Source organism: Legionella wadsworthii DSM 21896 = ATCC 33877 (assembly GCF_000701265.1).
Classification (GTDB): Bacteria; Pseudomonadota; Gammaproteobacteria; order Legionellales; family Legionellaceae; genus Legionella; species Legionella wadsworthii.
In genome coordinates this window covers 368,709-393,912 of record NZ_KL370759.1, presented here as the reverse complement: position 1 = coordinate 393,912, position 25,204 = coordinate 368,709, and the positions used below count along the sequence as shown (strand labels likewise).

Below are 25,204 nucleotides of genomic sequence, written 5' to 3'. Positions count from 1 at the left end.
TATTAATGATTTTAGAGGCAAAATTGATGTTTAAAAAATCCACTGTTTACCAACCTGAAGCCACTTTAATGCAGGTCAGAAATGATATGACGATTTGTCAAAGCGATTATCCAATTGACTGGTACCAAGAGGACTTCATCCCCTATGCTCAAGAATACCAAGCCCTGCCTGATCGTAAGCTCACTACCGTCCTAGCATGGATGACCCCCTATATCAAAAAAGCTCAAGACCATTTTGGTGATCATTTGTTACTCTTGGCTCATTATTACATGGGCGGCGATATTGTCCGGTTAGTGGAGCAATTTGGCGGGATTATTGGAGACTCCTATCAATTGGCGTTGAAAGCAGCGGAACATCCCGAAAAATCCGTCATTATTGAATCCGCGGTACATTTTATGGCGGAATCGATTAGTATTTTAGCAAATAAAAACCAGCAGGTATTTATTACCAATCCTAAATCAGGATGTACTATGGAGATGCTCGCCAAAGATTTCATGGTTGAACCCGCTTTTCTTGATTTGAACGAACGGTATGGCGCGGAAAATATTTTGCCTGTGTGTTATATGAATACCTCGGGGCGCGTCAAGGCGCTGACAGGGGCCCAAGGAGGAGCTGTTTGTACCAGCTCCAATGTAAAAAAAATATTTCAATGGGCATTAAAACAAAATAAAAAAATCCTCTTCATTCCCGATCAACATATGGGAGAAAACGTTGCCTACTGGCTGGGTATAAAAAATCTGGCCTATTGGCCAGGCGGGACCGCTGGAGCGCAATACTCACTTCAAAATCAAGATTCCAAAACATTAAAACAATTTGATGATTCTCAATTAATCTTGTTTGCGAGCGAATGCGCTGTACATACTTATTATCAACCAGAGATGTGCGAATATTGGAATCATCAGGGATATACAACCATTGTTCATCCCGAATGCCGAAATTCGGTGATTAAAATAGCACAACATTCAGGGTCCACAGCGTTCATTTGGGATTATGTTGTTCATGATCGGGCTAAAACGAAACGTTATGCTATCGGTACCGAAAACCATATGGTCGAGAATCTCAAACAACACTGTCGTGGATTAGGGATTGAAGTGGTTAATTTAGCTGAAGCGCCCAAAAAAGAAAATGAAAAAGGAATGGGCTGCGGCTGCGCGACGATGTCACGCAATGATCCGCCTCATCTGGTTGCTCTGGTTGATCTTCTGCGACAAGGAAAAAAGATGTCCTACAATGAAGTGAAAGCAGGCGATGTCGTAAATGAATTCACGGGAAGCAGGAACAGATTGCCAGGACAGGATCAACAGTGGGTTATAGACAATGCGAAAAAATCTTTGCAGATGATGATAGACATCACAGAAGACCGCATCTAATACTAGATTTATTACATTAAGCCTGGGTGCTGCACCCAGGCCACACATTTCAAATCACCCAATTCATTTTATTGACAACCACAAGTGGGTGATTGAGAACCATCTTTACACTTTAGATGTCCTGTGGATTTATCGCACTGAGCCACACCACCATGTTTTGAACAACATCCTTTAGCGCTTGTCGTTTTAGTTGTCGTGCTTTTAATGGTTTTGCTTGGTGTAGTCGTAGTCGTTTTTCCGCCCCACCAACCACTTTTAGATTTTTTAGTCGTTGTTGTGGATTCACTAGCTGGAGTGACTGTTGACTTGGTTGTAGTTTTTTTAACCTTTTCTATCTTACAAGTACATGTTGGTGATGCAGTACCATCCTTACACATCTTAAAACCAGTTGTTTTATTACAAGATGCTACCCCGCCATGTCCAGAGCAACATGCTGCATATGCTCCAGCTAATGGGGTACCCAGTAAAAATAGAATGGCTATAAGATTAATTGTCCATTTAGAAGCTAAATTATCATTTTTCATTTAAAACTCCCTTTTCGTAAATGACATTAATAATATAGACTAAATTATTCAAATCATAAATTTTCAACAGAGTTTATATAAATGATACAGTTTTGTCGGAGATTAATTGTTTTCTTTAAAGCCAAACACACTTTTAATTTTTGCAAAAAGTCCTAAAGCATCCGCTTTAAGCTCATTGAGTTCTCCCAGCTTTTGTACAATAGCCATTTCCTCTTCATTTAATTGCACGCCAATTTTACTTAATGCTTGCTGAGGATCTTCTTTTAACTCATTGAGAAAAGCAGGATCATTCTTTATTGCTTCCATGACAGCCATAATTTTCGGACTCTGGCTGGCTAAGGTGTTCCAATCCATGATCAATAACTCCTTAATTAAAGATCCATACTTTAATTTTAGATAAAGATTCGCTATGTACCAGTTCTCATGCGGTATAAAACTGACATTGCTCTATTCCCTGAGTACACATAAATCCTCCTAAAGTATCTATCCAATTATAATCAAGGCGTGAGGGAATTTTAGTGAGAACTTGCCACCAAATGGAATACTCACCAGCAGAGTTTCTGTAGGTACAAACTACACCCTGTCCATAACCAGCGACTAAAATATTAGCTCGAACAAAATGTGTATTGATATCCCCTTGCGGCCGATTCGGTGAATAAGGGTTTACTATCCAGGGAGCTGGTGGAACACCCCATTTTAAAGAAGTTGTTTGAGGATCAGGACAATTCGTTGCATGCCCTACCTTAATGAATGGAATAAGAGAAAGAACTAACATATAAAAATGACGTTTACTCATAAAACCCCTCTTAAAATAATTCACTTTTTTTAAATAATAATACATTAAAACCCATTGTGAGAATTTATTTCTTTGTTATAATGGCCGCTCAAATGCCTGGGTGGCGGAATTGGTAGACGCGCTGGATTCAAAATCCAGTGGTGGTGACACCGTGTGGGTTCGAGTCCCACCCTAGGTACCATTGAGATATTTTGCAGGACTCCCTGAACTCTTCTTGGCACTGTCTTATTACAGATATATAACGTAAATACACTCGGCTTCTAATATGACCGTTTATTTTTCTCTAGAGAATAATAATAATTCAGATAAATCGATATTTAATTAAAATTGCTATTGAAAACAAAGAATAACGAATTTAAGGTTTAGTTAATGTTAACTGTGTAATATGATTATTTTATACGCACAATACTAATAATATGACTAAAAATTACTATCCCGAAGCAATTGAATACTATGGCCAATTTCTTTTTAGAAAAATTTCATTGAAAGAAAAATTTAAAATTGAAAGAAAAGCAATGAGGGTGTTACCAGCTGATGATCCAGAACAAGAATACCTCTCTAGGGAACGTCAACTACAATACCATGTTACATGTTCAAATAATCATTTGTTCAGGAATGCCGAAGCAAGTCTACTAGATGGGAGTTACAACTTTGCTTTACTTTGCGAAGATGAACCTTTTCTACTTTGCGATCGCACACTACACCATTCTTACCTTGCCAACGGTAAAAAAGTTTTTGCAACTGGTTCTCTCACATTTGATCAGGGAAAATTGGTCGAAATAACCAATAATAGCGGACACTATATGCCAACAGATGAAGAAACGCTGGCGGTTATAAAAGCATTATACAGGGCAAGCGGAGGAACCTTGAAAAGATATGTGAGTTATTGCGCCAATGTACCTAAAATCTATCTAGTAGAAGATTTATTAAATATTAATGATTTTTCCTCTATTCAACCGTTCAATGAAATAAAAGAAAAAAATAGTATCACAATGAAACTTTCCGAATATGAGCAATCGGATTCTTCTAAATCATCATCATATCTTGATGATGAGTGTATCTTAATGGAATCGGAATCGATTCCACCCGCTTTTCATGTTTATGAAGAAAAAATAGTGGGTGCGACAGACGTTACAAAATCAGCCTCCCAATATATAGATGATGAATTATTGTCTATTCCAGCTCAGTTAGAGGACGCCATTAAACCTAATGTACCGGTTGCCAAATCCCTATTAAAGACGCAAAGACGGTATGGTAAAGATCTAAATGAACAATGTATCGCTAAATACTTAGGAATTGTAGGAAGGAATAACTTCTTTAAAAAAGAAATTAATTTGAAAGAGGAAAGCAGTGTTTTCAATAAGACCTTCGATTCCGTCTAATCAATAAAGCCATCATTTTAATAGGAGATCAATCATTTCTAGAAAATGATGGAAAGATACTGCCTCATTGTGCTGACGTCGGATATCTTTTATCCTGTTTGTCCAATTGTGGATTAAGATTGTCTATACTTATAAAAGCATACGCATTTTGCGAAAATTAAGGAATTAAGATGTCGACTCAGTGGATAAAAAGTCATTTGACTTTGCTGGCCGGACTATCATTACCCATTCTCCTCATTCTCGTTTTTGTTGTATCAAACATTCCTTTTTTTAGAACAGAACCCCCACATTACAGTCTTGTATTTTCTGTTTTAGAATCCTCCTACTCTTCCTATCCAGTACAGGTCAATCTTACTGTCAAAAATGGCAAGCTGGTGGCGCAATATTCTAAATTACAAAACAATTATTGGGGAATAAAAAAACTTTATTTTTTTGATGCAAAAACACAAAAGGTGCATGAACTTTCTTTGCCATTCCCGAATTTAAATAACAATTCAAGTTTTAAAGAAGAAGTGGTGCTCTCAACCAAACAATATACTCTGGATACATCACTTGAATCTCCCGACGGATACATTTTATATACAGACAACGATAATTTAAATACGGGATTATTATCGGATCTTTTTCTAGGCAGTAATTATCGGGATAGTGGTATTTGTCTTAAAAAAAACTCGACCTGTGTCAAATTATCCAACCTAGGCAGTGGCCGCTATTTCAACTCAAGTAACGTACAATTTATTGGTTGGGTTAAACCATGACTAAGGAAGAAGCATTAAAAAAAATTGTTGAACTTGTCAAAACGCATCACATCGATATCAGAGAGGTTTTATTGGAGTTGAAAGCGGATCAGCCTCAAAATACTCATGCGGACTCCAGTTGGATGAATCGATTGTATAGCTATTTGGGAGGTATTCTCATCTTTGCAGGTATATGCGCTTTAATCATTATGAAATGGCAAGATTTTAATCTTTATGAACGAGTTACCTTAACCTTAGGCTTTGGATTTTCATCCTTTGTCTTAGCTTTTTTATGCTTGAAATATCCTAACTACCAAAAGGCTGCGGCTCCTTTGTTTTTAATTGCTCTCTTTTTAGAGCCCACAGGACTCATTATCTTATTACAGGAATATCATTTAATGCTACCCATTGGGTGGGTTTTAATTATTGTTATGATTTATCTCACCCATCAACGCATCGCCATTGAAGCGGATAGCCCCATTATTCTTGCAATCAGTACGCTGATATTTGGATGGATTCTTTTTGGTTATACAACGGCAAACAGCCGAATCGTTTTGAATTTAGGTTTCGGATTTTTAATATTTCTTCTAGGCCTTTATTATCGGGAAAAGCAATACCAAATAACAACGCCCTTATTTCTTGTCGCCGCGGTATTAGAAGCTAGTGGTTTATTGACTCTTTTGTCTCAATATACCTCCATTCTTATGCCCACTTGGGGAGTCCTCATTGTCAGTTTCATTTTATTTCTGCAACATGTTATTGCTTTTATCCTTACCAGACAAACCGTATTGGCTTTTATTACCATAATATTCCTTTATTCGTTTTTCCTGGCTGCTTTCGAATTGCTGGGAGTACCTGAACGTTTAAAATGGTTTGTTCTGAGTAGCTCCTTACTTGCAGTCAGTTCATTCATAAACCATTCAAAATTTAAAAGTATTGCCGGATTACTTTTCTTTATCTCTTCTCTAGCCTTGCTGTTAGACACTTTCGCTATTGTGAGGAACGAGCCTTATGAGTTGCTCTATTTGGTATTGGCTTGTGGGTTGATTTTTCTTGCCATTATTGAAAGCAGCCGTGTTCTTCTTGTCAATGCAAGCTTAGGTACCCTATGCTTCATTTTATATTATTCCAGCCAGCATTTTCCACACACTGTTGGATGGCCAATTACTCTAATTATTATTGGATTATTGCTCATAGGAGTAAGTGGTGTTGTGATCAAGCTAAATAAGAAATATATGTAAGCTTTATTAGGGTACAGGATTTAATTCAACTTCTTTTTCAACTTCCAATTCTTGCCGATTTTCTCTGGTTTGCTCTTTAATCCAAATTAGAAATGGAATAAATGTTAAAGCAAGTAAAATAGAGAGTTGGTATAAACCCACCCATCCAATTGCTGCTTGGATGCTCGCTGCTACTGGGCCTGAAAATATACGAGGTATTGTAGATAAAGCCACAAACATTGAGAATTGAGTTCCTGTATATTTTTTATCAACCAACCGCATAAACAAAGCGACTAATGCAGTAGAACCCATACCAGCTGCAAAATTATCCAAAAATACAGAAATTGCCAATAAAGGAACACTCTTCCCTATCATTGCTAAAGCGACAAATAACACATTGGTTAGTGCTTGCAATAATCCAAAGATAAGTAAGGCACGATACAAAGAAAAGCGTATTAATAAAAATCCGGCACACAAGCCGCCAATTAAAATGGAACCCACGCCTAATATTTTATTGATATAGCCTATTGTTTCTAAAGAAAATCCAAGACCTTGAATCAAGAAAGGCATCACGATACCACTTGTTGTGGTAGTAAATGCCTCCCCTAATTTATAACAAAAGATAAAAAGTAACAGGGGGATTATTCCTGGACGAAGTATTAATTCTTTGATGGGTGCTAAAAAAGAAACAGCAAAATTATTTTTTTCTTGCGTAGTAACACTTGGCTCTTTGCTGAAAATAACAGCAAACATTCCAGCAATCATCGCGAGACCCATAAACCGGTAGGTAAATGACCACCCTGCTTTTTGCGCCATCACCAAAGCCAAGCCACCAGATAGTAATAGTGCCATGCGGTAACCTAACACAGCTAAAGATGCGCCTAAAGCATGTTCATTGGTTGACAAATATTCCGCTCTGTGTGCATCAATGGCTATATCTTGGGTCGCAGAAAAACAAGCCAAAATTAAAGCCAAAGAAGCCATTAATTTTGGATATTGCTCTGGAGTAAACCAGGCCATCAGATTAAATCCAAGTAGCAGTAGAAATTGCATACTTATGATCCAACTTCTTCTTTTACCAATTCCGAAAAGGGAATATCGATCTAATATTGGACCCCAGAATATTCGATAAGCATAAGGTAAACTAATTAAACTTAATGCCCCTGTTACAAAAACTGACATTCCGCTGGATGCAAACCATGCCTGGAGCGTACTGCTGACTAATGCCATGGGTAAACCAGAAGAAAAACCTAAAATGAAAACTATAAATAGACGCTTGTTCATTTTTATAGATCTCTGAAGGGAGGAGATTGCCCTCTCAAGGAAAACAAATTATTGTCTTTATACATGAGGCAAGATAAGGAGGAAAAATTTCCTCCTTAATCAATTATGCAGAAGCTTTTTTCACAGAGATCAAATGAATTTTAAATATTAAAGTTTCATTTGGACCTATTGGACCACCTACACTACGTGGACCGTAAGCTAAGTCTGAAGGGACATAGATTTCCCAAGTAGAACCAGCAGGCATTAATTGTAATGCTTCAGTCCAGCCAGGAATAACTTGTGATACTTGGAATGTAGCTGGTTTCCCCGTTTTTTCTGTGCTGTCAAATACAGTACCATCAATTAATGTACCGGTGTATTCTACAGTAACAGTATCTGTCTTACTGGGCTTATTTCCTGTACCTGCTTCAATCACTTTATATTGCAAACCGCTTGGTAATACGACAACACCAGATTTGCTTTTGTTTGATGATAAGAATGAATCGCCTTTAGATTTGTTTTCTTCAGCTTTTTTATTAAACTCAGCGCTACGCTTAGCCATCAAATCTTTCTGGAATTTATTGAGAACATCTTTCATTTGTTGTTCAGTCAAAATCAATTGGGCACCAGACATTCCATCTTGCATTCCCTTAGCTAATGCGTCCGGATTGATATCAATACCTTGAGTTTTGAAGTTTTTTCCTAAATCAGCACCAATACTGTAAGATAATTTATCCTTATCCGTAACAAGCGATGTAGCATCGGTAGCAGCCATTGCAGTAGACATTGCCAGCCCTAAAATGGCCGCATTGACCAATTTCATCTTCATAAAGAATCCCCTTGTAATCTTTCTATTGTGCATATCTTTCTAATCCTGATGTAAAAGATATTGCATTCTAACTAAAATGCAACATAATTCTGCCTAAATTCCTATGAAATTACCAGCATTTAAGTACTATTTATTGTAATTATATTATCAAGGCCAATCAATTAAGGAATTTCCTAATCCTTATTCCTAGTAATCCGAGAAGTAATAGAAACAATCAGGGAGCCAAATAGTTCACTATAATAAAAATAGACAAATAAAAATTATCGCTCTACACTTGCATCAATTGTAAAAAGAGACTAACAAATGAACATCAGTGTATTTGATTTATTTTCCATTGGAATTGGCCCATCAAGCTCTCATACAGTAGGCCCGATGCTGGCAGCAAATGCTTTTTTGAAATTGCTTGAAGAAAAGCAACTTTTCGATCAGGTTCAACGAGTAAAAACGGAACTTTACGGTTCATTGGCTCTAACCGGGAAAGGTCATGGAACCGATAAAGCTATATTAAATGGTTTGGAAAATAAAGCCCCCGTGACTGTAGCTCCTGAATCTATGGTACCTCGAATGCATGAAATTCTTAGTACGCATACATTGAATTTAGCAGGCAAAAAAAATATCTCCTTTAATGAATCAACTGACTTCCTTTTTTTACAAAAAGAACTTTTACCCAAGCACTCTAATGGAATGCGTTTTACTGCTTTTGGAAATGAAAATAATCAATTAATTTCACAAGTGTATTATTCCATTGGTGGTGGTTTTATTACAACAGAAGAAGAATTTTCTAAAACTACAGAAGACTCCAACCCTCCTCCCTATCCTTTTGTCACCGCAGCGCAACTCCTTGACCTTTGTGAAAACAATAAACTGACAATTGCGCAATTAATGCTTATCAACGAACAAGCTTGGCGTAGTACAGATGAAATTCATTCAGGGATTCTATCCATCGCCAAAGTGATGGATGAGTGTATTACAAATGGATGTAAGCATGATGGGATTTTACCTGGAGGACTTAATTTAAAAAGACGCGCTCCTGATTTATATAAAAAATTAATGAATGAGAAAGGAGTAAAAAGCATTTTTGAACAATCGGATATCATGAATTGGTTGAATCTTTATGCAATGGCCGTAAATGAAGAAAATGCTGCTGGGGGTAGAATAGTTACCGCTCCTACTAATGGGGCAGCGGGCATCATTCCTGCAGTACTTAAATATTGTCAGCACGCCCATGACAAAATGAGCAATGAAGATATTTACACCTATTTTCTCACTGCCGCCGCTATAGGGATACTTTATAAAAAAGGGGCTTCTATTTCAGGAGCTGAAGTAGGATGCCAAGGTGAGGTTGGTGTTGCTTCTTCAATGGCGGCAGCAGGTCTGACTGCCGTTCTCGGGGGCACTGTAGCCCAAGTAGAAAATGCCGCTGAAATAGCAATGGAACACCATTTGGGAATGACTTGCGATCCTGTCTTAGGGCTGGTACAAATACCTTGTATTGAACGCAACGCTATGGGTGCGGTCAAAGCAGTCAATGCAACGCGAATGGCCCTTATTGGCGACGGGCAACACCAAATTTCTTTGGATAAAGTCATTAAAACCATGAAACAAACAGGAATGGACATGCAAAGTATTTATAAAGAAACATCCATGGGTGGTTTGGCTGTAAATTTACCTGAGTGTTAATGCGTATAAGTAGCTCCGGCAGCTTGAATTGATTGCAGAATCATTTCTTCAAGGCCGGATAACAAATGTCTTTGAATTCCTTCACGGATTACTTCGGCATCTTCCAAAGAACTTAATGATGAAGATGCCTCTTTTGCACTTTCTTCTAATTTCTCCATTTTTTTATTCACCCGAAAATTTCTTTTTTCTTGTAATCCCTCCCGATCTAAAACAAAAAATAAATTTTTATTAATTGAGGCCCAGGCACTCTCCCCTTTTCTATTCACAATGACATTCCTTAGGTCCTCAGAATCTCGGACCTCCTTTTCTAAATCAGGTACAGAATGTTTGCTGCGTAAAAGTCTTACCGGGAATGCTCCAATGACGACTTCAAAATTGTAAATCGCATCAAGCTCATCTTCTAAGTAACAACCAGCAAAAGCATCACGAAATTTATTGAGGATTGTAACCGCCTCTCGCTTTTTTTCTTCCTGGGGATGCGTCGTCATATAATCATATACAGAACAGTAATCATCTTGATTGGACAACATGGAAATATTATCGGTTACAAAATAAGCACAGACACGTCCTTTAATTTGTAACGTATCGGTAGGGATAAAAACTTTTAAAGTACATAATTTACTTAAATATCCTAATTCCAATTTGCTGCTGATGAAATTAGCTAAAACCAATGATTGATTAAATCCTAATGGGTCGCAGATCAAAATATCTAAAGCAGACGGTGTATCGGTTGTACCCGCCTTAAATTGAAACTCTAAGAAAGACCAGTGGTTTAGAAACTCACTACCATCCCATTTAGAGACAGCCAGTTGAAAACGCAGATCTTTATCAGCATAGATTATCATCTTCTCGATGAGCTCGGCTAACTGATCGAGTTCATCACTTGTCGTGGCGAAAGCAAAAAAATTTTTTCTGTGTTTTTTAATACGTTTGAGTTCTTTTAAATAAAAATAATAAGCCATGAGTTTGGCAGGAATATTGCCAGGATTAAGACTTTTGGCTAAAAGTTCCTTAATGTCCGAATCGCTTTTCATGATGTGAACAATATGTTTTTAAATTGCTTTATTTAAATTAATATAAACTAAATTAATTAAAATAAAAACAATTTTTTCTGTTTGGAATCAAACAAGCTGAAGCAAATTATTATTCTGATTGAGTAATAACCCACGCATCAATGCTTTTTTTTCTAAAAAATAAATCACTCATTGCATAACCTACTACAGCTGCGAGTGTGTCATTAAAATAAATCAAGGGTATTTGATCTCTTAACCAAGGGGGAATACTCCATTCCTGGAATAATTTTTTCAATCTTTTGGTTTGTCCATGCCAAATAATACATTCGCCACCTTGTCTAAAGCGAACAGAGATTTTTGTATTAGGGGAAACTACTAAGCCCTCACCGCTTTTTTTTGCAATTAAGTAACTTTTATTTTGGTGCACCATTAAAGGCTCAGGAAATGAAGACCACTCAAGAAAGGAAGGTACGTGATGAATCATCTTTTTTTCTATATAGAGATGCTCTCGAAAACGTCTTACGTGAACATTATCCCAACTTACTTCAGGCGTTGCATCGGAACCCGCAAAAATTACTTCGTCAATCAAACGACCAAAAGTAAGAGTGGAGGGCAATTGAACCTTATTGTTTTTTAACCATACGCGTAGGATATTCGAAATACGATCCCGATTAAGGTGTTTTAAAGATGCAGTGGATAATGTAACATTTATCAATTGTTCAGAAGGCTCTTTCAATGAAGCATCTTGTATTGCGAACAGGTCTAAATTTCTTTTAGCACACTGAGCATGAATCGCCGTTCTTGCAATATTACCTATAACGCCAGGCCATCTTTTTTTTAATAAGGGGATGACTTGCTGGCGTAAATAATTGCGTGAATAATTTAAATCTTGGTTGCTTTCATCTTCAATCCAATTTAACTGATGAAGTGCCGCATAGTGCTCTAGATGCTCTCGAATGCAGTGTAAAAACGGTCTCGCTATTTTTCCTCTTTCGAATGAACCGAAATCAGGCATAGCGGATAAACCATCTATTCCTGCACCCCGGAACAATTGTAAAAGGACAGTTTCTGCCTGATCATCTTTATGATGGCCAAGAATGAGACAATCTTCTGGGGAAACCAAAGATGAAAAAACTCCATACCTGGCAATACGTGCCCTTTCTTCGATATTTGCCGAATGATCAAATTGCACAGATTGAATGACAAAAGGAATATTCAAATGCTGACAGAAGTTCTGACAATGCATTTGCCAAAGGGAAGCATTTGCACTGATGCCATGATTGATATGGACTGCCACCAATTTTGAAACCAATTCAGGACAAGAAGCAAGGACATGCAAAAGCACTGTTGAGTCAAGACCACCGCTAAAACCAATAAATAATTGATTGAATTGAGTGAGACGAGAAACCCATTCAGTGCTCAGTAAAGGTTTAATCACATGCTCCCATTGCCATGAATTTTTGATATCTGCTTTCGACTAACTCTTCTAAGGACAACTTCTTTAAATCTCGAAGTTCATTAACCATAACATCCTTTAGACGTGAAGCCATTTCATCAACATTCCGATGGGCGCCTCCTAAAGGTTCCGGAATGACCCTATCAATTAAGTTATTTTCCAAAATTTTATCTGCCGTAATCCTCATTGCACGAGCAGCTTCACTTGCTTTAGATGCATCCTTCCAGAGAATAGAAGCACATCCTTCAGGAGAAATGACTGAATAAATACCGAATTGAAGCATCAACACGCGATCACCTACTCCAATGGCCAATGCCCCTCCCGATCCTGCCTCTCCCGTGACAATACAGATAATTGGTGTTTTAAGGTTAGACATCACGAAAAGATTTCGAGCAATCGCTTCGGATTGGTTACGTTCTTCAGCACCAATTCCAGGATAGGCACCAGCAGTATCGATAAAAGTAAATATAGGTAATTTAAATTTTTCAGCCATGTTCATTAAGCGTAATGCTTTCCGATACTCCTCTGGTCGAGCCATTCCAAAATTACGATATACCTTCTCTTTAGTACGTTTACCTTTTTGGTGCCCAAGAACCATAACAGGCTCACCGTTTAATCGTGCCAGCCCGCCTATAATTGCAGGGGCAGAAGAACAGCTCCTATCGCCATGTAGTTCCTGAAAATCAGTAAAAATACGTTCGATATAATCTGTAGTCTGTGGTCTAAGCGGATGTCTCGCCATTTGGGCGATTTGCCATGGCTCCAGATTTGAAAAAATCTGAGAAGCCAGCTCAGATGATTTTGCTTGAAGTCGGGCTATTTCATCACTTAAATTCACTTCATTATCATGACCTATCATGCGAAGTGCTTCAATTTTCTGATTCAACTCTTCGATGGGTTGCTCAAAATCCAAAAATTGTCGGCTCATTCAATACTCTTTGGTGAATTAAATATCATGGTATATGATAACCTTAACCGACAATTGATGCCAGATTCAAACAAAGCATATGATCATTACTGGATATAATTCTTTAACTACAGACAACTTTATCTTAAATGAAGCTCGAATTGACCTTTGGCAGTTTTCTTTGACGCATGAACTAAAAAATGCATACGAACTCCTTAATTCTGAAGAACAGGCACGCGCAGAACGGTTTTATTTCAGCAAACACAGACGTCGCTTCGCGAATGCCAGGGCAATTATGCGAATTATCTTATCGAATTACCTAAATATATCAGCAGAAGACCTGGAATTTTCTTATAATTCCCATGGAAAGCCTGAGATTACTAATGGGGCTAAACTACAATTTAATTTAAGCCATACTGAAGATTTGGCGCTACTTGCCGTGGGCAAAGGCTTTCCTTTGGGCGTGGACGTAGAAAAATATTCCGCACGACCTTACGTGGGAATTGCAAAGAGTTTATTTTCAGATCAAGAGTTTGATGAATTCATCAAGGTTCCTTTAGCTCTTAGGCCAGCCATTTTCTTCCATGTTTGGGCCCAAAAAGAAGCATTGATTAAGGCTTGTGGATTAGGTCTTTCTTATCCCACCAAAAACTTTAGCGTCCCTATAATCATGCCCACCAAACTACTAGTGAATGATCCATTACATAATATCACCTGGCAATTGCGTTCATTTATGCCAGAAGTGGCTTGCAGCGGCGCTTTATGTCATCACCCAACAGTAAGAGAAATTAGACACGGATTAATTGATCCACAACAAATTTCCCAGTTAATTTTTTAAGGGAATGTCATGCATTTTAATCCCTCACAAAGCACATTATTGAAACTACTAGGGGATGGTCATTGCCATAGTGGTTCCGAGTTAGGCGCAAAACTGGGTGTTACCCGATCTGCAATATGGAAACAAATTAATCAATTAATTAAATCCGGAATTCCTATTCAGAGAATAAGACACCAAGGATATCAGCTCGCTAATCAAATGATTTTATTACATGAGCAACAAATCAAAGATCATATTGAACTTGAAAATTCCACCACCCCATTTCATTTCCATCTGCTTCATTCTGTCGATTCAACCAACCGTTACCTCAAGGATTTACCTCCTTCTGGTGGTGTAGATATTTGTTGTGCGGAAATCCAAACTCAGGGAAGGGGTAGGTTTGGCCGACTCTGGCATTCCCCTTTTGGGGAAAATATTTATTGCTCGAGTCGCTGGAACCTCAATTATGATCTTACAAAATTATCTGGGTTAAGTTTAATCACCAGTTTGGCTGTCTTGTCTACATTAAGTGAATTAGATATTTCCTCCCCTTCCCTTAAAATTAAATGGCCAAATGATATTTTATGGAACAATAAAAAACTATGCGGCTGCTTAATTGAAATATTAGCTGAGTCGAATGGACATGTACAAATAATTATCGGCATTGGTATCAATGTAAATACAGACACTCAAAATAATCCGCTTCCCGATAAACCTTGGTGTTCATTATATGAAATAAAGCAACAACATTATAATCGCAATATCCTAATTGCAAGGTTGATGCTCAACCTGGAACAGTATTTAAGCAAATTTATCCATCACGATCTCACTTACTTTATGGATGAATGGAATCAATCCGATTATCTTTTTGGAAAAAATATTATAGTAAACCAGTCTTTGAATACACTTACAGGAATCGCTTGTGGAATTAATCAGTGGGGACAGCTCATACTAGAAGATGAAAGAGGTTTAAGACACTTACTTTCTTCAGGAGATACATCTCTTCATGAAAAAAATGAGACAATGTAGCAAATGAATGGAAGGAAAGGTTCGTCCCGAGTATTTTTAAGTACTCGGAACTGGATGAACTGCGAGGAAATCGATTTAAACTGCTTCTTCAGATTCGTCTGATTGTTTTTCTTGCTGGATGCGTAAATAAATTTCTTCACGATGGACAGATACATCTTTAGGTGCATTAATACCAAGACGTACTTGATTACCTTTTACACCTAACACGGTAATATTGACATCATCACCAATAATTAAGGTTTCACCGATACGGCGAGTCAGAATTAACATAAAAATCTCCCTAACAAACAGCTACCCTTCCTCCACAGAACCGCTTCCATGGTGTTCTTGATAGCCAATAAACGACTAAAACAAATTAAAAATTTGTGATACGAATTTAATTTTACACTGTGATTATTAACGGAGTATTAACACAACTAGAAAAATTATCTGTTTTTGCACTGTTTAGGTCAAAAATTATAGATTACTACCTTTAAGATGAATCTAATTAACCTCAATACAGTTAATGTGTCACAAAAATAATGCACGATGAAATCATAATTGTATAAAAAAATGAGGCCATATGGTATTAGTTTTTGACTAATAATACAAAAAACCATTAATAATGACTTTATATTAAAAAGTCAATAAATTAGAAGTAATAATTTTACCTAATCACCAGTCGCAAATTTCCTCCGTTTAGGGATATACTAACCAACACCCTATTAAAAACAGGAATCATTGCTTGTCCTTGAAGGTCATGTACAACGACATCGCTGGAAATTATGCTACGGCTAATCGTTTTGGCGCGATCAGTCAAAGTCATCAAATCGCCATGGAACAAATGAAGCGCTTTTACTTGGGTATGAAACCCCATTATAAAGTTCTTGATTTGGGGGTTGGTGATGGAGCGTTTTTAAAAAAACTGCAACAAATTATGCCTCAAGCTGAATTTACTGGAATTGATGTTTCTACAGAAATGCTAAAACATGCCCGGGAAACATTACCTCTGATTACTATAGAAGGCAGCGCAGCTCAGGCAAGTAAATACTTACCTCCTCATAGCCAGGACTTAATTCTTGCCCATTTTATTAACGCCTATATTCCTATTAAAGTTCTTTTCAATGAGGCTAAATTACTGACTCGAGCAAACGGTCATTTTTCTTTAATCACTACAACTTATGATTCATTCCCTGTAGCGCAACAACGGTTAGCGGAGTTTATTTCAGAAGGATCAATTTTAAGCAGTGTTGTAGGCCACTACTACAAATCTATAGTCAAAAATACTACAGTTGCAGCAAACAATAATGAATTGATGCAATCTTTTAAGGAACATCAATTTGAAGTGATTGCACATGAACGCCTGGAAATCCCCATAACACTGAACACTATAGATGAACTGGCTCTTTTTGGCATTGAAGGTACCTGGTTCCTCAATACCTTATCCATTCGGATGTTACCCAAAATATTTTTAATTCAGAGACTTAAACGACTTTTCAGTAAAATTTTCACATTCCCTTACCACGACACCCATATAATAGATGTCGTTCTTGCCAGAAAGTGATAATCTGATCATTATCTTTGGGTAGTGAGGGGAAAAAATGATTTCTCAAGAAGTGAAAAATTATTTGCCTGAATTAGCTCTCAGACAAAAACAAGCCAATAACATTATATATATTACTTTCTGGAGCCAATTTTCTGTCTATGCGCTCAATACCATTTTGGTTCTATTTTTAACTCGTCCAGTTTGGTCTCAAGGTTTAGGCTACAGCCAAGCTAAAGCCTATGCTTTTATAGGGGTAGCGCACGCCATGGGGTATTTAATGCCTATGCTTGGCGGGTATATGGCCGATACTGTAGTGGGAATAAGAAGATCCATACTTCTTGGAAGTATTCTGTTAGCTCTTGCTTACTTACTCATCATGATTAGCGGGTACACTGTCAGTTCCTTGGGAGATACCTTTTTTATTGCCGCCTATGCATTTATCCCAGCTACCAACTCCCTACTGATGGGTACCTCCTCAAGCATGGTGTCCCATATCTATTCAGATGACGCCATCAAAGCAAAATCGGCAATGACCTACTACTACATTGCAATTAATGTAGGCGCTTTATTAGCCACCCTCATCGCTCCCTTGCTCTTTGAGAGCCGGTATGGACCGCTGTCTATCCTTACATTAACTTTTATCGGCAAATCCATTGCGGCATTAAATTTTGCCAAGAGATATTCTATTTATGAAAATGTCATCTGGGGTAAAGATAAATCTAAATTTTCAAATTTAGGAATATGTCGTTTAATTGCCTATATTGCTATTATTTATTCACTTACTTTATTTGCCTATTCTCATGTTTATATTGCAAGCACCATTATTGCATCAGGATGTGGTATAGGAATAATTTGGTTTCTAAGAAAAACGCTCACACTTAGAGGGATTGTCCGCGACAAACAAATGATCGCCCTTTTATTGATTATTGAAGCGGTAGTTTTTTTTGTTATTTACAATCAAATGAACAGCACACTGATTTTATTCGCTGAGAATAATTCAGATCATAATTTGTTTGGTCTTACTGTATCCCCCGCTCATTACCAAATATTAAATCCTTTATTGATTTTAGCAATAGGCAGTCAATTGCCTCGCTTTTATAAAATCTTTCCCCGCTTCACTATCCCTTATCAATTTGCTGCAGGTACATCACTGGCGGGGGTAGCTCTTCTGGTCATGGCATTCGCTGCATCGCTCACTGATGATGGGATAGTTAATGGCAATTACATTGCTTTAACCTATATACTCATATCGATTGCCGAGCTATGGGTAAGTGCAATAGGTTTAAGTATGGTCGGATTGTATTGTGACAAAAACTCGATCGCTTTTGCTATGGGCGTATGGTATCTTGCAAGTTCTCTGGCCCATGCCATATCAGGACGTATTGCAGCTTGGGTTGCTATTCCTAATACAATTCACTCACCCATAGACAGTCTGCCGTATTATCAAAACTATTATTTAGTACTGGGACTCTGCGCCATGACATTAGGCATATTCATGTACTTCTTCGCTTTTGTCTTACAAAAAATTATGAAAAAAAGAGGGACCATACTGGGTTGATTCTAAAATTTACGAGTCAATATTGGCTTGTGATGCAGGGTCGGGCTGGGTCTGCAGACCCAACTTATTATATAGACTGAATTAACCTAAACCCAAATTATCTTGTTTGAATATCCTATCTGCACGATAGCTTGAGCGGACTAAAGGACCAGAAGCCACTTCAAAAAAGCCTTTTTTTAATCCTATTTGCCTTAGCTCAGCAAAAGTTTCGGGAGTTACATAACGGGCTATTGGTAAATGGTTTTTTGTGGGTTGTAAGTATTGTCCCAAAGTAAGAATATCGACATGACGCGCACGTAAATCATCCATTGTTTGTATAATTTCTTCATCCGTCTCGCCTAATCCCAACATCAAACTTGTTTTAGTGAGTACATCAGGCCGATATTGTTTCGCAAATGCGAGTACATTTAAGGTTTGGTGATAACCTGCGCGATTGTCACGTACCGGATGGGTCAAACGTTCTACCGTTTCTACATTTTGTGCAAATACATCAACACCACTATCCAACAAAACCGCGATATCTTTTTCTACACCTTGGAAATCTGGTGTTAAGGCTTCAACTTTAGTTTTTGGGGAGCGATGTTTAATTGCTCGTATGGTTTGCGCATAATGATTTGCCCCGCCATCGGTTAAATCATCTCGGTTAACCGATGTTAAAACCACATAATCCAGATTCATTAATGCTACGGTGTTTGCTGTATTTTCAGGTTCCTGTTGATCCAGCCAACCATGTGGATTACCCGTATCAACAGAACAAAAACGACAGGCACGCGTGCATATCGCTCCCATTAACATTATCGTTGCTGTACCATGTGACCAACACTCTGAAATATTAGGACATTTTGCTTCTTCACATACAGTAGCCAATCGGTGTTTTTGGACTTGTTCTTTTACTTGATGATATTCGGGCGTAGTATGATTTACTACACGTAGCCATTTTGGCTTAGGCAGGCGTTCATAAGTTTGTCCATTAGGTTTTATCCCATCTTTAATTGCTGTTACGCCATGAGAGGTTTTATATTTTTTTCCGCTTTCTACAACAACGGGAATATCAATAGGCTTACCCATGTTATCACCTGAAAAACAAAGAGAGATGATAATCCCAAAACATCAAAATAAGATCAAGTCAATTTTAAAAAGTACCCGCAAACCAGCAAAATGAATATAACCCCTAAAGATATTCCAAAGTAAGAAAAAATGTAGGGATAAGCGATTAAACTTACGGCAATAGCGATTAAAAACAACAAGCCTATATTGGTTAATTTTTTTCCCTGGGCAGCAAAGCGCTTTATCCTCATGAACAAAAAGTAAATAAATAACAATAGAATTAAAGGCAATATATACACTAATTGATAAAGTAATTGATACCAATTGGCTTCCCAACTCGATAAATGTTGATCATTTAACCATTGTTCAAAAATAGCAGACCAGTTCATCACACAAGTTTGCTGATAAGTGATTGTGACTAACCCTATAAAAAATGCCAGGGAATAATATAAAATACTTGAAGGTTGCTTTTTAAAATATTGCATCACAAAATAAAGGGTCATTATACCTAATAATACAGCAGGGATACGTAACCAAGTGAGTAATTCAAAGAAAGTACTTGTATATACTTGTTGAAAGTAATGAACTATTGCCACAGATAAAACAAATAAGAGCGTTGCAATCACTTGTTTTTTCTTTTTTGACTCAATTAAAAGAAAAGCTAAAAAACCTGCAAAACAAAAGAATGCGCAAGGGCTAAAAGCATCCATCAAGGCGATGGATGTTGTAAAATTAAATTTTGTAGGTTTTTCTACCAATCCTGTAATAAATCGGTTTGCATTGGCCAAATGCCTTAAAGCATTCACAGTTTCTTTGCTTAATTTGCCTTTATCTTCTATTTGCTTTCTACAGTAATCAATGGCTTTCAATAGATCTTTCCCTGTCGTTTCAGCAGTGTTAAAGCCGACCCAACGTGAATCACAAATATAAATAGAAGGAACAGCAAAATCCTGCATTTGCTCAGCATTTAATAATTGATAAAAGCGTCCAAGCGCTTCTTTATTTTGATTGATATAATACCGTTGAACCTGAATATTTGGATTTTTTTCTTCAACCTCTCGGAAAAATGCGTCTGCTTTTTGGCAATGAGGGCAGGTAGACGATAAAAACATTTCAATGTTGATTACCAGTTGGTTTCCGGTTTTGTTATACCATGTGAAAGGAGCCTCAGCGGCTTTTAAGGGGCTTTGGAGAATAAAAAAAATTAAAAACAATCTGAAGATTGATTTCATATCGGTCTTAAGTGCATTGAAAATATCACTATATTAGCTAAAAAAATGTTTAATAGGTATAAATATAATTTTTCAGTTGCTCGATAACACGAGTTTTATCTTCTAATATATGGTAAAGCAAATCACCTATAGACAAAATCGCAACAAATTCATTATTCTCATCACGAATCAATACATGCCTTCTCTTGGTTAGAGTCATTGCTTCCATTGCTTTTTCCACCGCATCATTAGGACTAAGAATTGTAATTTCCCGATGCATCACTTCTGATACTTTCCCTGTTTTCAAATTAATGCATCGATGCAAACAGGAGCGTACTATATCTCGTTCACTCACTATACCTACGATTTGATTGTTGTTATCCAACACAACCAATGCCCCAACATCATATTCTGTCATCATATCAACGCTTTTTTTTACAGAATCTTCGGGGTGAATATATATAATTTTACGTCTAGGGTTTGGCAAGGCACTATGAATGAGGTCAGCCATTTTATTCTCCATTTGACATACTTAACCTACTATATAAATATAGTACAAATGGAGAATATTATTGCTTAGGGACGAATGATTATATGGTTTTCAACAGATCGCACACCTGGAACTTGACGGGCGATCTGCTCCGCAACATCACTTTGACGAATTTTTTTAACATATCCGGATAAAATTACTACATCTTGCCTTGTCTGTACATGAACCTGAGCAATACCTGGATCATCACTGCGCATTAAAGATTCTTGTACTGCTTGCTCCAAATTTGCACTTTGACCTGTCAAAGGGGTAAATGGGTTAAATAGATGAGAAGTAGCTTGGTTCGACTGACAACCGGCCAGTAGGAATAACATAAAAACAACAAGGGCATTCGACAAGTTTTTCTGCATAAAAGTCTCCAATATAATTTGCAAGCAAAGGCGAATAGTATGTACTTTAACTGATTAATATACAAATAAATATTCAACAGGCTATACTATTTTATTATCATCACTTTAATAGAAATTGAAACAAAAGAATGAAAAAATTTCCTGGAACGAAACTTTTGAGACATGTATCTCAATGGGCAAGGACTGATAAATTTGAATGCTTGCCGGATTTATATCTTAGGCTCAAAATACTTCAAGGATTGCGTGATGCGGGAAATAAGTATTATAAAATTAAATCTCTTGCAGTATATTTCGAGAACTCAAATAAAAATGAACTGAATCATTGAGTAAAAATAATATGGATAAAGATTATTATAAAATAATGGGCGTTAATGAAGATGCCACTGAAAAAGACATCAAGATGGCCTATAGGAAGTTGGCTCGGAAATATCATCCTGATATAAGCAAAGAACCCGATGCAGAGGAGCGCTTTAAAGAAATGGGGGAAGCTTATGAAGTATTAAAAGATCCGGTAAAAAAAGCAGAATATGATAGATTCCGTAAGCATAAAGACTTCCATCAACAAGGTTCCTCAACTTCCTGGCATCCTGGAGATTCTGACCACATTTATAACAACCAATTTAATGAAGATTTATTTGAGACTCTATTTGGTCATTCGCGTTATCAAAAACAACCAATGGCAGGGCAAGATTATCACGGTAAAATTAATATAACTCTGGAAGAAGCCTTTAAAGGCACCGTTAAGACCATTCAGATACCCATACAAGGTTCTCAGGGTACATTGCAAACATTAAAAGTAAAAATACCCCCGGGGGTCAAACCGAATCAACAAATCCGTATCGCAGGCCAAGGTGCTCCCGGGGTGCATGGAGGCCCTCCAGGTGATATCTATTTAACGGTTCATATTGAAAAACATTCTTTTTTTGATTTAATGGATGGGGATATTTATCTCACCTTGCCTGTTACACCATGGGAAGCTGCGTTAGGCGCCACAATAGAAGTCCCTACTCTCGGGGGAAAAATCGATTTAAAAATTCCTCCTAGTTCACAAGGTGGCCAGAAATTACGGCTAAAGAATCGTGGGTTACCCGGCACAACGCCAGGACATCAATATGTGCTTTTAAAAATAATTACCCCACCTGCGACCACCGAAGCAGCAACGGAACTTTATAAAAAGATGGCACAAACGATGCCTTTTAATCCACGAGATAAAATGGGAGTATAGGCATGAAAAAAGACAACACAATAGTAGGTGTCCTTATTGAAGAAACAATGACCGTCTCCTTTCAAGAAGTTTGTCAAAAATACCGCATTCCTGAAAATTTACTACATGAAATGGTTGAATACGGTTTATTTTCCAGCAGAACAACCAATGCAGAACAACTTAAACTCAATCAGAAAGATTTACGAAAAATAGAATCGGCTTTCCGTTTACACCGAGATTTAGGCATAAATCTGGCTGGAGTCGCGCTTGCTCTGGATTTATTAGAAAGAATCGAACAATTAAATGATGAGTTACATATTCTCCGAAAACATTTTTAATTGATGGGGCAAACCACGTTAAATGGTTGGTCCATCGTATGGAATGCGAGTAAATGTCTTTGTTAGAACGAGATATAGACTTTAATTTTTTAATAATTATATTGAAAATTACTCAAGCAGATATTGCTACAGATTGTGAAATGGTACTACAATGAACTAAGGATATCTTCTAATAATCAAAACCTATGCGCCCTTTGTTTATCATTTTGATAGTCTCCTTGGTTGTTTTACAACATAAGCTATGGCTGGGCGATGGCAATTTGATCCAATGGCACCATCTTGAAAAGAAACTGGCAGCTCACGAACAAGAAAACAATAAACTGACAACACGAAATCGGGCACTTGAAGCCGACATTAAAGAATTAAAAAGCGGGGAACAAGCTTTAGAAGAGCATGCACGTTATGAACTCGGGATGATAAAAGAAAACGAAGTGTATTATCAGTTTGTTGACTAAGAATTCCCAATCAGGCCCTTAAAAGCTCAAGATATTCAGGCGGTTTCTTATCCCAGAGACTTAAAACGTAACCTCCTACTCCAGAACCGGTAGGTTTTACTGCTAAAGCTCCATCTGCAAGCAATCGATTCATGTGCTGCTGTAAACTTTCACTAACAAGATTCCACTGGTAGAAACAATCAGCAGCTTTGTTAATGGCTTGTGCCAACATAGATAAGGCATTGACTCCGCCCTGCTCCAAAGCATTTTTTGATTCTTCAACAGCATGAATCATTTGCGAATCAATTTGTTCGGCAAGAATGGGATTTTTATCCCATAACTTTTGAACCTGCTGAATACAATGTGATGTAATTCCAATTTGTTTACATGATGATAAATAAAAATGAGGATAAATTTTTTGGTGTAATGGGATAATGGTTCCGGATTTAAAATAAACCCCACCTTCTGTAGCAACTCCGGCAACATCAAGACCACTGCTTTTACCATGGAATAGATGCTCTAATTCTTTTGCAAAATCGTGGCGTTGATTTGGGTTTATCATTTTCTGAGCACAAAACCAACGACTCATCGCCACGCAAAGTGCGGCTGAAGCACCCATTCCTGCACCAACAGGAATTGTGCTGTGTAAGCTAAAATAACCATCCAGCTGGTTTAAAGAACGCCCTAATAATTGCATGCCATGCTCAAGGACGCTCCAAAAAAGCAGTTGCATGTCGGCACCGCTGCTCCCCGTGTAATCAGCACCTAAGGAAGACCCAGCGGCAGTATACGTCAGGGTTAATTTTTTTTCTTTTATCGGAAATACAATCGCAGGATGTCCTCTGACCACAGCATGCTCGCCTGCTAAAATCCATTTACCAAATGTTGAGGTTTCAAAATCAAAGAACATCGTAATTGCCTACTAAATAATCACTTTTAAATTCGCGCGCCAATTCTGCTTGGTCAGTGCGATATAATAAATGAATGTTTGGACCAGCATCCATGGTTACTATAGGCCCATCACCCTTTTTATCCCAAAAATTCTCTAACTGCCGCAGTAAAGTGTTACCTGTTTCAGTCATATAGGAAAACGGCTGTTCACAAGAGCTAAACAATTGATGCATGTCTTGAAATTCACGCCAGCAAACCTGATAAGCAAGAGTCCAGTTTTCAACCGTTAAGGAGTCGATTAAAAGCTTTAAGTTCTCTTTAGCTCTTTGACTTCTTGCTCCATAAAATGGGCTACTTTTGACCCGTCGATGTGCTTCACTGGAAGGTACTTCTTTTTTCTTATTACTGATAATGACACCTTGATAAATGAGTTCTTTATAAGGCAAATCGATTTCTTTTACTTCGTCACCCTCCCATAAAGCCCAAGGAGAATAAAAAGATCTGCAGGAAGAACCCGAGCCTAATCGGCTTAGTTGTGCTTGTTCATCAACAGGAGGCATTGGTTTATTGGTTAATTCACTTAAAGCGATCACCGCACAACGCGTTAATGCCGCAAAACTAGAAGCGGAACTTGCCATACCACTGCTATGAGGAAAATTATTACAAGATTGCACCAAAAAACCACCTTCATAACCGAAATGAGCCTTGATGCGCGCAAGATGATCAAGAAATCTTTTTTGACCCTCTGCAGAAAGAACAAAGTTTTCAATTCCACCTGGTATAATAAGTGGCTCCCAAATATCTTTCTTTGAACTTGATCTTTCTAACCTCACAGTACTCTTGAGCTCATTTAGAGTATAAGATAGCGAAGGATTATCCGGACTATTGAGGCTATCCTCCTTTTTTCCCATATATTTAATTAAAGCAATATTAGCTGGGGCATGGGCTAGCCAATACATAATTTCTCCTTGGATACATAACTATTTCAAGCCTGTCTGAGTATTTTGACCTATGCAGCAAATCTGCAACTGTAACAATTCATTCTGGAAGCTCATGCAAAGCACCAGAGTATC

Annotated in this window: 27 protein-coding genes and 1 tRNA gene; 13 read left to right on the top strand and 15 right to left on the bottom strand. The window is 37.5% G+C overall.

The genetic code is table 11. The features are described from left to right. The first annotated feature begins 26 nt into the window (after nucleotides 1-26). Entirely contained in the window at nucleotides 27-1,370 is a 1,344-nt protein-coding gene (gene nadA, locus BU07_RS0107890) for a quinolinate synthase NadA (protein ID WP_031564947.1), read from the top strand. 68 nt (nucleotides 1,371-1,438) lie between these two features. On the opposite strand, the gene BU07_RS0107885 is transcribed toward nadA, so the two are convergent. The 3 genes from BU07_RS0107885 to BU07_RS0107875 form a co-directional block, all read right to left on the bottom strand. After that, nucleotides 1,439-1,894: a hypothetical protein gene (locus BU07_RS0107885; RefSeq protein ID WP_031564945.1), complete on the bottom strand. Its 456-nt coding sequence runs from the start codon at nucleotides 1,892-1,894 to the stop codon at nucleotides 1,439-1,441. 102 nt (nucleotides 1,895-1,996) lie between these two features. After that, complete coding sequence (locus tag BU07_RS0107880; RefSeq protein WP_031564943.1) at nucleotides 1,997-2,248, bottom strand: hypothetical protein; 252 nt, start codon at nucleotides 2,246-2,248, stop codon at nucleotides 1,997-1,999. Nucleotides 2,249-2,315: 67 nt separating this feature from the next. Then, nucleotides 2,316-2,690, bottom strand: a complete 375-nt coding sequence (locus tag BU07_RS0107875) for a DUF3757 domain-containing protein (protein WP_031564941.1) — start codon at nucleotides 2,688-2,690, stop codon at nucleotides 2,316-2,318. Between the two features lie 94 nt (nucleotides 2,691-2,784). On the opposite strand from BU07_RS0107875, the gene BU07_RS0107870 reads away from it, so the two are divergent. The 4 genes from BU07_RS0107870 (at nucleotide 2,785) to BU07_RS0107855 (ending at nucleotide 6,050) form a co-directional block, all read left to right on the top strand. Beyond that, nucleotides 2,785-2,871 (top strand) — tRNA-Leu (locus tag BU07_RS0107870). 301 nt (nucleotides 2,872-3,172) lie between these two features. Further along, nucleotides 3,173-4,072, top strand: a complete 900-nt coding sequence (locus BU07_RS0107865; RefSeq protein ID WP_133134434.1) for a hypothetical protein — start codon at nucleotides 3,173-3,175, stop codon at nucleotides 4,070-4,072. A gap of 170 nt (nucleotides 4,073-4,242) precedes the next feature. After that, nucleotides 4,243-4,830, top strand: coding sequence for a hypothetical protein (locus tag BU07_RS0107860; protein ID WP_031564937.1), 588 nt, complete (start codon nucleotides 4,243-4,245; stop codon nucleotides 4,828-4,830). After that, on the top strand, nucleotides 4,827-6,050 hold the full coding sequence (locus BU07_RS0107855) for a hypothetical protein (RefSeq protein WP_031564936.1): 1,224 nt from the start codon (nucleotides 4,827-4,829) through the stop codon (nucleotides 6,048-6,050). The genes BU07_RS0107860 and BU07_RS0107855 overlap by 4 nt, the downstream gene beginning before the upstream one ends. 6 nt (nucleotides 6,051-6,056) lie before the next feature. On the opposite strand, the gene BU07_RS0107850 is transcribed toward BU07_RS0107855, so the two are convergent. Next, nucleotides 6,057-7,313, bottom strand: coding sequence for an AmpG family muropeptide MFS transporter (locus BU07_RS0107850; protein WP_031564934.1), 1,257 nt, complete (start codon nucleotides 7,311-7,313; stop codon nucleotides 6,057-6,059). 103 nt (nucleotides 7,314-7,416) lie between these two features. Beyond that, entirely contained in the window at nucleotides 7,417-8,121 is a 705-nt protein-coding gene (gene bamJ, locus BU07_RS0107845; protein WP_031564932.1) for a BamJ family beta-barrel-assembly machinery protein, read from the bottom strand. 303 nt (nucleotides 8,122-8,424) lie between these two features. Between bamJ and BU07_RS0107840 the strand changes: the two genes are divergently transcribed. After that, nucleotides 8,425-9,801: an L-serine ammonia-lyase gene (locus BU07_RS0107840; RefSeq protein ID WP_031564928.1), complete on the top strand. Its 1,377-nt coding sequence runs from the start codon at nucleotides 8,425-8,427 to the stop codon at nucleotides 9,799-9,801. On the opposite strand, the gene BU07_RS0107835 is transcribed toward BU07_RS0107840, so the two are convergent. From BU07_RS0107835 to BU07_RS0107825, 3 genes are all read right to left on the bottom strand, one after another. Continuing rightward, nucleotides 9,798-10,835, bottom strand: coding sequence for a hypothetical protein (locus tag BU07_RS0107835; RefSeq protein ID WP_051635509.1), 1,038 nt, complete (start codon nucleotides 10,833-10,835; stop codon nucleotides 9,798-9,800). The genes BU07_RS0107840 and BU07_RS0107835 overlap by 4 nt on opposite strands. Before the next feature lie 109 nt (nucleotides 10,836-10,944). Then, nucleotides 10,945-12,252, bottom strand: coding sequence for a tRNA lysidine(34) synthetase TilS (tilS, locus tag BU07_RS0107830; RefSeq protein WP_031564926.1), 1,308 nt, complete (start codon nucleotides 12,250-12,252; stop codon nucleotides 10,945-10,947). Continuing rightward, nucleotides 12,245-13,198, bottom strand: a complete 954-nt coding sequence (locus tag BU07_RS0107825) for an acetyl-CoA carboxylase carboxyltransferase subunit alpha (RefSeq protein WP_031564925.1) — start codon at nucleotides 13,196-13,198, stop codon at nucleotides 12,245-12,247. Before BU07_RS0107825 ends, tilS begins: the two co-directional genes overlap by 8 nt. Before the next feature lie 79 nt (nucleotides 13,199-13,277). Between BU07_RS0107825 and BU07_RS0107820 the strand changes: the two genes are divergently transcribed. Further along, entirely contained in the window at nucleotides 13,278-14,015 is a 738-nt protein-coding gene (locus BU07_RS0107820) for a 4'-phosphopantetheinyl transferase family protein (RefSeq protein ID WP_031564924.1), read from the top strand. Between the two features lie 9 nt (nucleotides 14,016-14,024). Next, nucleotides 14,025-15,023, top strand: a complete 999-nt coding sequence (locus BU07_RS0107815) for a biotin--[acetyl-CoA-carboxylase] ligase (protein ID WP_031564922.1) — start codon at nucleotides 14,025-14,027, stop codon at nucleotides 15,021-15,023. Between the two features lie 75 nt (nucleotides 15,024-15,098). Here the strand turns inward: BU07_RS0107815 and csrA are convergent, their stop codons facing one another. Beyond that, the gene (csrA, locus tag BU07_RS0107810) at nucleotides 15,099-15,293 is read right to left on the bottom strand and encodes a carbon storage regulator CsrA (RefSeq protein WP_010654169.1); all 195 of its coding nucleotides are present in this window, start codon (nucleotides 15,291-15,293) and stop codon (nucleotides 15,099-15,101) included. 454 nt (nucleotides 15,294-15,747) lie between these two features. Here csrA and BU07_RS0107805 point away from each other — a divergent pair, with 454 nt between their 5' ends. Together BU07_RS0107805 and BU07_RS0107800 are read left to right on the top strand one after the other, a co-directional pair. Beyond that, entirely contained in the window at nucleotides 15,748-16,566 is an 819-nt protein-coding gene (locus tag BU07_RS0107805; protein ID WP_031564921.1) for a class I SAM-dependent methyltransferase, read from the top strand. Nucleotides 16,567-16,603: 37 nt separating this feature from the next. Further along, nucleotides 16,604-18,106, top strand: a complete 1,503-nt coding sequence (locus BU07_RS0107800; protein ID WP_031564920.1) for a peptide MFS transporter — start codon at nucleotides 16,604-16,606, stop codon at nucleotides 18,104-18,106. Between the two features lie 81 nt (nucleotides 18,107-18,187). Here the strand turns inward: BU07_RS0107800 and lipA are convergent, their stop codons facing one another. The 4 genes from lipA to BU07_RS0107780 all read right to left on the bottom strand — a co-directional run bounded on the left by lipA (nucleotide 18,188) and on the right by BU07_RS0107780 (nucleotide 21,264). Next, entirely contained in the window at nucleotides 18,188-19,174 is a 987-nt protein-coding gene (gene lipA / locus BU07_RS0107795; RefSeq protein ID WP_031564917.1) for a lipoyl synthase, read from the bottom strand. Nucleotides 19,175-19,227: 53 nt separating this feature from the next. Next, nucleotides 19,228-20,265, bottom strand: a complete 1,038-nt coding sequence (locus BU07_RS0107790; protein WP_242601848.1) for a glutaredoxin family protein — start codon at nucleotides 20,263-20,265, stop codon at nucleotides 19,228-19,230. Nucleotides 20,266-20,434: 169 nt separating this feature from the next. Next, nucleotides 20,435-20,875, bottom strand: a complete 441-nt coding sequence (locus BU07_RS0107785) for a CBS domain-containing protein (RefSeq protein WP_031564914.1) — start codon at nucleotides 20,873-20,875, stop codon at nucleotides 20,435-20,437. A 65-nt stretch (nucleotides 20,876-20,940) separates the two neighbouring features. Then, nucleotides 20,941-21,264 carry a BON domain-containing protein gene (locus BU07_RS0107780; RefSeq protein ID WP_031564912.1) on the bottom strand — a complete coding sequence of 108 codons (324 nt, stop codon included), beginning with the start codon at nucleotides 21,262-21,264 and terminating at the stop codon, nucleotides 20,941-20,943. 337 nt (nucleotides 21,265-21,601) lie between these two features. Here BU07_RS0107780 and BU07_RS0107770 point away from each other — a divergent pair, with 337 nt between their 5' ends. The 3 genes from BU07_RS0107770 (at nucleotide 21,602) to ftsB (ending at nucleotide 23,261) form a co-directional block, all read left to right on the top strand. Beyond that, nucleotides 21,602-22,489: a DnaJ C-terminal domain-containing protein gene (locus BU07_RS0107770; RefSeq protein ID WP_031564908.1), complete on the top strand. Its 888-nt coding sequence runs from the start codon at nucleotides 21,602-21,604 to the stop codon at nucleotides 22,487-22,489. 2 nt (nucleotides 22,490-22,491) lie between these two features. Continuing rightward, nucleotides 22,492-22,806 (top strand): chaperone modulator CbpM, encoded by a 315-nt coding sequence (locus BU07_RS0107765; protein WP_031564906.1) that lies wholly within the window; start codon nucleotides 22,492-22,494, stop codon nucleotides 22,804-22,806. A 185-nt stretch (nucleotides 22,807-22,991) separates the two neighbouring features. Further along, nucleotides 22,992-23,261 (top strand): cell division protein FtsB, encoded by a 270-nt coding sequence (gene ftsB, locus BU07_RS0107755; protein ID WP_031564904.1) that lies wholly within the window; start codon nucleotides 22,992-22,994, stop codon nucleotides 23,259-23,261. 10 nt (nucleotides 23,262-23,271) lie between these two features. Here ftsB and BU07_RS0107750 read toward each other — a convergent pair whose 3' ends face one another. Together BU07_RS0107750 and BU07_RS0107745 are read right to left on the bottom strand one after the other, a co-directional pair. Continuing rightward, a complete protein-coding gene (locus BU07_RS0107750) occupies nucleotides 23,272-24,150 on the bottom strand; it encodes a mevalonate kinase family protein (RefSeq protein ID WP_031564902.1) in 879 nt (292 codons plus the stop codon). Next, nucleotides 24,140-25,090 carry a diphosphomevalonate/mevalonate 3,5-bisphosphate decarboxylase family protein gene (locus BU07_RS0107745; protein ID WP_031564900.1) on the bottom strand — a complete coding sequence of 317 codons (951 nt, stop codon included), beginning with the start codon at nucleotides 25,088-25,090 and terminating at the stop codon, nucleotides 24,140-24,142. The genes BU07_RS0107750 and BU07_RS0107745 overlap by 11 nt, the downstream gene beginning before the upstream one ends. Nucleotides 25,091-25,204 lie beyond the last annotated feature (114 nt).

Excerpts from the sequence above, each read along its gene's own strand:
- nadA (WP_031564947.1), top strand. The coding sequence starts at position 27 with ATGTTTAAAAAATCCACTGTTTACCAACCTGAAGCCACTTTAATGCAG.
- BU07_RS0107885 (WP_031564945.1), bottom strand. The coding sequence starts at position 1,894 with ATGAAAAATGATAATTTAGCTTCTAAATGGACAATTAATCTTATAGCC.
- BU07_RS0107880 (WP_031564943.1), bottom strand. The coding sequence starts at position 2,248 with ATGGATTGGAACACCTTAGCCAGCCAGAGTCCGAAAATTATGGCTGTC.
- BU07_RS0107875 (WP_031564941.1), bottom strand. The coding sequence starts at position 2,690 with ATGAGTAAACGTCATTTTTATATGTTAGTTCTTTCTCTTATTCCATTC.
- BU07_RS0107860 (WP_031564937.1), top strand. The coding sequence starts at position 4,243 with ATGTCGACTCAGTGGATAAAAAGTCATTTGACTTTGCTGGCCGGACTA.
- BU07_RS0107855 (WP_031564936.1), top strand. The coding sequence starts at position 4,827 with ATGACTAAGGAAGAAGCATTAAAAAAAATTGTTGAACTTGTCAAAACG.
- BU07_RS0107850 (WP_031564934.1), bottom strand. The coding sequence starts at position 7,313 with ATGAACAAGCGTCTATTTATAGTTTTCATTTTAGGTTTTTCTTCTGGT.
- bamJ (WP_031564932.1), bottom strand. The coding sequence starts at position 8,121 with ATGAAGATGAAATTGGTCAATGCGGCCATTTTAGGGCTGGCAATGTCT.
- BU07_RS0107840 (WP_031564928.1), top strand. The coding sequence starts at position 8,425 with ATGAACATCAGTGTATTTGATTTATTTTCCATTGGAATTGGCCCATCA.
- BU07_RS0107835 (WP_051635509.1), bottom strand. The coding sequence starts at position 10,835 with ATGAAAAGCGATTCGGACATTAAGGAACTTTTAGCCAAAAGTCTTAAT.
- BU07_RS0107825 (WP_031564925.1), bottom strand. The coding sequence starts at position 13,198 with ATGAGCCGACAATTTTTGGATTTTGAGCAACCCATCGAAGAGTTGAAT.
- BU07_RS0107820 (WP_031564924.1), top strand. The coding sequence starts at position 13,278 with ATGATCATTACTGGATATAATTCTTTAACTACAGACAACTTTATCTTA.
- BU07_RS0107815 (WP_031564922.1), top strand. The coding sequence starts at position 14,025 with ATGCATTTTAATCCCTCACAAAGCACATTATTGAAACTACTAGGGGAT.
- csrA (WP_010654169.1), bottom strand. The coding sequence starts at position 15,293 with ATGTTAATTCTGACTCGCCGTATCGGTGAAACCTTAATTATTGGTGAT.
- BU07_RS0107800 (WP_031564920.1), top strand. The coding sequence starts at position 16,604 with ATGATTTCTCAAGAAGTGAAAAATTATTTGCCTGAATTAGCTCTCAGA.
- lipA (WP_031564917.1), bottom strand. The coding sequence starts at position 19,174 with ATGGGTAAGCCTATTGATATTCCCGTTGTTGTAGAAAGCGGAAAAAAA.
- BU07_RS0107790 (WP_242601848.1), bottom strand. The coding sequence starts at position 20,265 with ATGTTTTTATCGTCTACCTGCCCTCATTGCCAAAAAGCAGACGCATTT.
- BU07_RS0107785 (WP_031564914.1), bottom strand. The coding sequence starts at position 20,875 with ATGGCTGACCTCATTCATAGTGCCTTGCCAAACCCTAGACGTAAAATT.
- BU07_RS0107780 (WP_031564912.1), bottom strand. The coding sequence starts at position 21,264 with ATGCAGAAAAACTTGTCGAATGCCCTTGTTGTTTTTATGTTATTCCTA.
- BU07_RS0107770 (WP_031564908.1), top strand. The coding sequence starts at position 21,602 with ATGGATAAAGATTATTATAAAATAATGGGCGTTAATGAAGATGCCACT.
- BU07_RS0107765 (WP_031564906.1), top strand. The coding sequence starts at position 22,492 with ATGAAAAAAGACAACACAATAGTAGGTGTCCTTATTGAAGAAACAATG.
- ftsB (WP_031564904.1), top strand. The coding sequence starts at position 22,992 with ATGCGCCCTTTGTTTATCATTTTGATAGTCTCCTTGGTTGTTTTACAA.
- BU07_RS0107750 (WP_031564902.1), bottom strand. The coding sequence starts at position 24,150 with ATGTTCTTTGATTTTGAAACCTCAACATTTGGTAAATGGATTTTAGCA.
- BU07_RS0107745 (WP_031564900.1), bottom strand. The coding sequence starts at position 25,090 with ATGTATTGGCTAGCCCATGCCCCAGCTAATATTGCTTTAATTAAATAT.